Source organism: Aquibacillus albus (assembly GCF_016908325.1).
GTDB classification, from domain to species: domain Bacteria; phylum Bacillota; class Bacilli; order Bacillales; family Amphibacillaceae; genus Aquibacillus_A; species Aquibacillus_A albus.
The window spans coordinates 315,954-321,953 of sequence record NZ_JAFBDR010000002.1 but is presented as its reverse complement, the minus strand read 5'-3'; the positions used below and the strand labels follow the sequence as shown (position 1 = coordinate 321,953).

Sequence of the window (6,000 nt, the reverse complement as noted above, 5' to 3'; positions counted from 1 at the left end):
AGATGAACTTTTTAAAAAGCGATTTTAAGAGTTTTAGTTAAGGTCGGTCTTTTTTACTTAAAAATGGTGGTTGACTTATTTACCATTATACGCTGACACTGTCAACATTATTGGGAAGATTCAAGAATTAACGAAAACAGCCAAACAGTCCGGCATGCCAGTTATATACTTACGCCACGTTCGACGCGGTGGTGGAAATGAACGTTTGAAATATGGTAGTTGGAATGTGGAGCTTATTGATCAGATTGTTCCAGATGAAGATGATGTAATTGTTGATAAACCTTATTTTGGCGGTTTTAGTGGTACTGATTTGGATGTATTGCTTCGAGGAATGGGGGTCGAGACAATTATTATTTGTGGAACAGTGACGAATGTTTGTTGTGAGACAACAGCTCGCCAAGCTCATGAGAAAGAGTACAAGGTTATCTTTTTAAGTGATGGAACAGCAGCTGGTGATAAACCTGATATGGGTTGGGGACCGGTAAGTGCAGAAGAAAATCATCGTGTTGCTTTAACTACCTTAGCCACTCTGTTCTGCCAAGTTTCTCCTACTGATCAAATTATTGATGAAATGAAGGAGAAAAGGGAGAAAAAAGCTATCTTATCTTAGTACTTTTAAATTGGAGGGGAAGAAATGTCTGATTGGAAGGATCATGTTGATTTATCTAAGAGTGCCCTTGTCATTATTGATGTGCAAAATGACTTTTGCCATGAAAGGGGGGCAGCTGCAATAAATGGTGGAGATGTATCTGGTCCACAGGAATTTGTGCCGAGACTAAAAAACTTAATAGAATATGCACACGCTTCTGATATACCAGTTTTTTTCGTAGGAAATAACCATGATCAAACGACTAATTCAAAGGTATCGATGTGGAGGAAAAAACAACATAAGAAGAAATACTGTGAAACAGGTTCATGGGGTGCTAAGTTTTATGGAGTTCAACCAACAGATAAGGATATAGTCATTGTAAAACATCGGTACAGTGCGTTTATACGAACAGATTTAGAATTAAGACTAAGAGCAATGGGGTGTGAGTCGCTATTAATGACAGGTGTAGCTACAAGTACTTGTGTAGAATCCACACTTCGACACGGGTTTATGCTAGATTTTCATACGATATTAGTTAAGGACTGCACAGCAAATAATTTAGCTACTAGTGATGCTTATGATGCAACTCTTTATAATGTGGAGCGTCATTTTGGTTGGATTTCAGATAGTGAGGAAATTTGCACTGCACTTGAGGAAAGAAGTGAAGTTAAAACAGTGACTAGTTAACCGCCTTTTTGACTACCAATATGTATAAAAGGGAAGGAGAATGTTCATTGCCGAATTGGACTGAGATTGTTGATTTGAAAAAAAGTGCCGTTATTGTGGTGGATATGCAAAATGATTTTTGCCATCCAGATGGAGCATTATCTTTGAATGGTGGAGATGTAAGTAAATGTGAGGAAATTGTATTCCATACACAAAAACTAATAGATTATGCTCACATGGCTAATATACTCGTATTCTTTATCAAAACCACCCACGATGAAACGACTGATTCAAAAGTATGGTTATCTCGTAGGAAAGGAAAAACCCATGCTACTTGTGTGACAGGCACATGGGGGACAGAATATTTTGGTGTTAGACCAACAAATCAGGACATAGAAATAATTAAACACCGCTATAGTGCTTTTATCGGGACGGACCTGGAATTAAAGCTTAGAACACTAGGCTGTGAAACATTATTCATTACTGGAGTGGCAACCAATGTATGTGTAGAGTCAACACTTCGAGACGGTTATATGCTGGACTTTCACGTCGTACTTTTAAGTGATTGCTCTGCTGCAGCCTCAAAAGCGGTTCATGAATCAACTGTTGATACAGTAAAACGCACTTTTGGCTGGGTAGCCGATAGTGAAGAAGTATGTTTAGCGTTTGAAAAAATGGAAAAAGAAAACAATCTAATGGTAGAAACACCGGCGAAATGATGGATGTATTTAGTAGAAAAGGAAGTGAATACGATGGCTATAACAAAAAAACCAATCAAGTTTGCCATTAATTTAAAGCGATCTGCTGTCGTTGTGGTAGATATGCAAAATGTATTTGCCCATCCAGATGGTACGATATTTGTAGAAGCAACAAAAAAAATTGTTCCGAAGATTCAAGACTTAACAAAAGTTGCTAAGCAAGCTGGCGTGCCAATTATTTACTTAAGACATGTTGTACAAGGTGACGGAACCGATACAGGGCGCATGAAGGATATTGTACCAAATATTGATCAAATGCTTCAAAATGGAAGTTGGAATGTAGAAATCATCAATTCTTTAACACCAGAAGTCGATGATATCATTGTCGATAAGCCTTTTTTTGGTGGATTTACTGGAACAGATCTTGATACGATTTTACGTGGTAAAGACATTGACACCATTATCATCTCAGGTACGCTTACTAATATATGTTGCGAGACAACAGCTAGACAAGCTGTAGAAAGAGAATACAAAGTTATCTTTTTAAGTGATGGAACAGCAGCAGGTGACAAACCAGACATGGGCTGGGGGCCAGTGAGTGCGGAACTAAATCAACAAGTAACACTGATAAATCTAGCGTCTACATTTTGCCAAGTTTCGCCCACGAATCAAATAGTTAGCGAGATAAAAGAAAATAGTAAATTGTTGACTACTTAATCATTGGGGTTGTACTTGCTGAAATCTATGTTCTACAATTCTTAAAATAAATTTTCTATCATCCTCACTTTTTTTCGACTAATATACTAATGTAATTCCTCAACGAATATTCATCAAAAATTTCAATAAAGTAAGTACAGCCTTTTTAATGTGAATGATGTCTATATAGCGTTACGCTTTGTTATAAATTTTAAGGACAGAAGGTCTTAATTATGGATGAAAAAAGAAAAAGAATGAATGTACACTTCTTAGCCTCTGGAGGGATGTTGGCTACTTTATCCCAACTAATTTTTATTCCCAGTATTATTTTGATTAGAGATGAGCTTCATGCTACTAACTTTGAAATCTCTCTCATGGTTGCTGGATTTACAATTGCTCAGGCACTAGCGCAATTAGTTTATGGGCCAATTGTTGACCGTTATCCAGCTAAGAATGTTCTTTTAATTGGTTTAAGCATATCGGGCTTAGCTAGTTTAGGTATATTTTTCGCTCATACCGTAGAGTTAATTATCCTTCTTCGGTTACTTCAAGGTTTAAGTGTTGCAGCAGGAAGTATTTGTGGAAATGCATTGATTGCAGACATGTATAAAGGAACAAAGCGAGACAAAGCCTTAACGGTTTTTCAAATGTATTTTAGCATCGGGGCAGCTTCAGGACCTGCTATTGGAGCAGTTATGCGTTTGTTTTTAGACTGGAGATACGTATTCTTGTTTTTAGCTATTTGGTCAATCATTGTCGTTTTATTATTGTACAAAAACTTGTCATTTACCGAAAGTATTTCCGTAGAAAGCTTTTCTCTTCGTCAAGCGGTCAAATCTGTTCAGCATTTTGGCTTGATTTCAATCTGCTTGGCTGGCGCAGGTGTCGCTTTTGCTATTCAAAGCTTTCATATTAATATAGGGTTTTTATTTACAGATTACTTATCTATCCATGATGATTGGACTGGATTTGTATTTATGGCAATACCATTAGGTGTATTTACCGGTACAAATATTTCAAGGCTACTGCTGTCACGGTTTTCTAGAGAGAAAATTTTAGTTTTAGGATTGTCAGCTATGATGATTGCTTCAGGATTAATATTACTTCCATTGTTTTTCTTTCCACTCAGTTGGATGGTAATGACAATCATTGTTTTATTGTATGTGAATGGTATTTCCTTAGGTTTAACATTTCCAATGGTAGCAGCAATTGCTATACAGTGGTTTGCTCATATAAGAGGAACAGCTCTGTCCGTTGTATTTTTTACGAGAAGTATTGGTGCAACATTAGGACCTATACTTACTGGAATGGTCATCTCATGGCAAGGAGTTCCTGCCGTTTATAGTTTGATCTTTTTGATAGCCATTTGTTCCTTGTCATTGTGCTATCTGGGACTTACGATTAATAAGCGAAATGAGTTAAGATTACAAAATCAGCAGAGAACTCAAGCCTTTCATAGATAAATCTTATTCATATATTGTAGAGAGGAAGCTATCATATGGAAAACATGGATAATATAAGTAAAAGATCAAACAAACCATTATGGCTTATTTCAACAGGGCATGCGTTAACGCATTGGTATCCAGCAACCTTCTATTTAATTCTTCCACTGCTTGGAAATGAATTAGGACTTAGTTATACAGAAATTGGTTTATTACTAACCTTTAAAGCAGTAACAAGTTCTATAGTAAATCTACCAGGTGGAATGGTAGCTGATCTTGTTAGTCATAAAGGATTGCTAATGGCAATTGCTTTATTTTGGGTTGGTTTTCCTTATCTAATCATGGGATTAAGTAATCATTTTTGGCTCGTTCTATTATGTATTTCCTTAGTGGGAGTAGGAAATATGTTATGGCATCCAAGTTCTATTCCTACGCTTTCCCATATCTACTCAAACAAAAAGGGATTTGCTTTATCTGTACATGGTATGGGATCTAACGCTGGTGATGCAATCGCACCATTAGTGGTAGGTTTTTTATTAACTTGGCTCACATGGCGAGAAGTAGTAATTATTAATGTCATACCAGGTCTAATTATGGGAGTTATAATCGTAATTTGTCTACGAGATTTAAAGATTCAAAGTGAGAATCAAGACGAAGGTAATAATGGACTTGAAATTCCACTTCAAACCAAGATAAAGAACTATTTTGGAGACCTAAAGGAGTTGTTTAAAAACAAGGAGATGATCCTCCTTTCTTCAAGTTCTGCCTTTCGAACGATGGCACAGAATGGCTTAGTAGTTTTCGTCCCACTGTATTTAGCGAATGAATTAGGGTTATCCATGGCTTTAGTTGGAGTTGCATTAGCAATCATGCAGGCCGCTGGCTTTGTAGCCGCACCATTAGCAGGTTTTTATTCAGATAAAGTTGGTAGAAAGAAAGTAGTTGTGTTTAGTATGATCATGACCATTTTATTGCTTATCGTATTAGTTTTATTACAAAATCCCAATCTATTTATTTTTGGAATAGCAGCAATCGGCTTTTTCCTCTATGCTATGCGACCTGTTATACAAGCATGGTTAATGGAAATTACACCGGATAAAATGGGAGGAACGACTATAAGCATATTGTTTAGTGTTCAAGGATTAGGTGCATCAACTTTTCCATTAATTGGAGGTGTTATTGCAGACACATTTGGTATGCTTTATGTGTTTTATTCCATGATTGTTGTTGTTATACTTGCAAATATTGTAATTATTTTCATAAATGAGCAAACGGAAGAGCGTAAACAATTGATAAATGGGGAGAAGTTACATGTAAAATAACTAATATTGTTTTGTATTTCGGTAGTGTTATAATTTGTGAACAAAAAATCAAGGCTAAATAAACGAATTAAGTTTAAAATTAAGTTCATCACTTAAAAAGTGGTGGACTTTCTATTTGCTTATTTTTCTAAATGCATCTACCGCACATATTCTTTAAAATTGCGAAAATATTATTGTATATGGGGGTATTAATGATATCCATAGTTGCTGCACTTTCAATGAACGTCGATCATTTGTTTAGAATTAATTCGATGAAGGACATCATCAATGCAAAGGTACACCCAAAAGCAAATGAAACGAAAAATAGTGAAGACCTGAAAGTTTAAAGGTATGGTCACAGTGGTTAACTCAAAATTTTTCGGACAACAAATGTAATGAATTTTTAAGATTAATGCTTTTGGCATCAGCTAAAAGTAATTTGACTAGACTGGAACGACTAAAAGGGAATGAACAAAAGAATCAGGATTTAATATACTCTTGTTTCTTTTGTTTCAAAATGCTGATTAACACCAAGTATCCATTTTCAACTTCCATAGATTCTAGTAAAATTAATTTATTAGAAAAGACGGGAGGGAATATTAATTTTA

General features: G+C 35.8%; 7 protein-coding genes. All 7 read left to right on the top strand.

Annotated elements, in window-relative coordinates:
• The first annotated feature begins 70 nt into the window (after nt 1-70).
• The 7 genes from JOC48_RS03435 (at nt 71) to JOC48_RS21460 (ending at nt 5,739) form a co-directional block, all read left to right on the top strand.
• Nucleotides 71-610 carry a cysteine hydrolase family protein gene (locus JOC48_RS03435; protein WP_204497643.1) on the top strand — a complete coding sequence of 180 codons (540 nt, stop codon included), beginning with the start codon at nt 71-73 and terminating at the stop codon, nt 608-610.
• Nucleotides 611-634: 24 nt separating this feature from the next.
• Nucleotides 635-1,276 carry a cysteine hydrolase family protein gene (locus JOC48_RS03430; protein ID WP_204497642.1) on the top strand — a complete coding sequence of 214 codons (642 nt, stop codon included), beginning with the start codon at nt 635-637 and terminating at the stop codon, nt 1,274-1,276.
• 47 nt (nt 1,277-1,323) lie between these two features.
• On the top strand, nt 1,324-1,974 hold the full coding sequence (locus JOC48_RS03425) for a cysteine hydrolase family protein (RefSeq protein WP_204497641.1): 651 nt from the start codon (nt 1,324-1,326) through the stop codon (nt 1,972-1,974).
• 33 nt (nt 1,975-2,007) lie between these two features.
• Nucleotides 2,008-2,670: a cysteine hydrolase family protein gene (locus tag JOC48_RS03420; protein WP_204497640.1), complete on the top strand. Its 663-nt coding sequence runs from the start codon at nt 2,008-2,010 to the stop codon at nt 2,668-2,670.
• Nucleotides 2,671-2,882: 212 nt separating this feature from the next.
• Nucleotides 2,883-4,112 (top strand): MFS transporter, encoded by a 1,230-nt coding sequence (locus tag JOC48_RS03415; protein WP_204497639.1) that lies wholly within the window; start codon nt 2,883-2,885, stop codon nt 4,110-4,112.
• 35 nt (nt 4,113-4,147) lie between these two features.
• Nucleotides 4,148-5,413 carry an MFS transporter gene (locus JOC48_RS03410; protein WP_204497638.1) on the top strand — a complete coding sequence of 422 codons (1,266 nt, stop codon included), beginning with the start codon at nt 4,148-4,150 and terminating at the stop codon, nt 5,411-5,413.
• Nucleotides 5,414-5,604: 191 nt separating this feature from the next.
• Nucleotides 5,605-5,739: a hypothetical protein gene (locus JOC48_RS21460; RefSeq protein WP_275580693.1), complete on the top strand. Its 135-nt coding sequence runs from the start codon at nt 5,605-5,607 to the stop codon at nt 5,737-5,739.
• Nucleotides 5,740-6,000 lie beyond the last annotated feature (261 nt).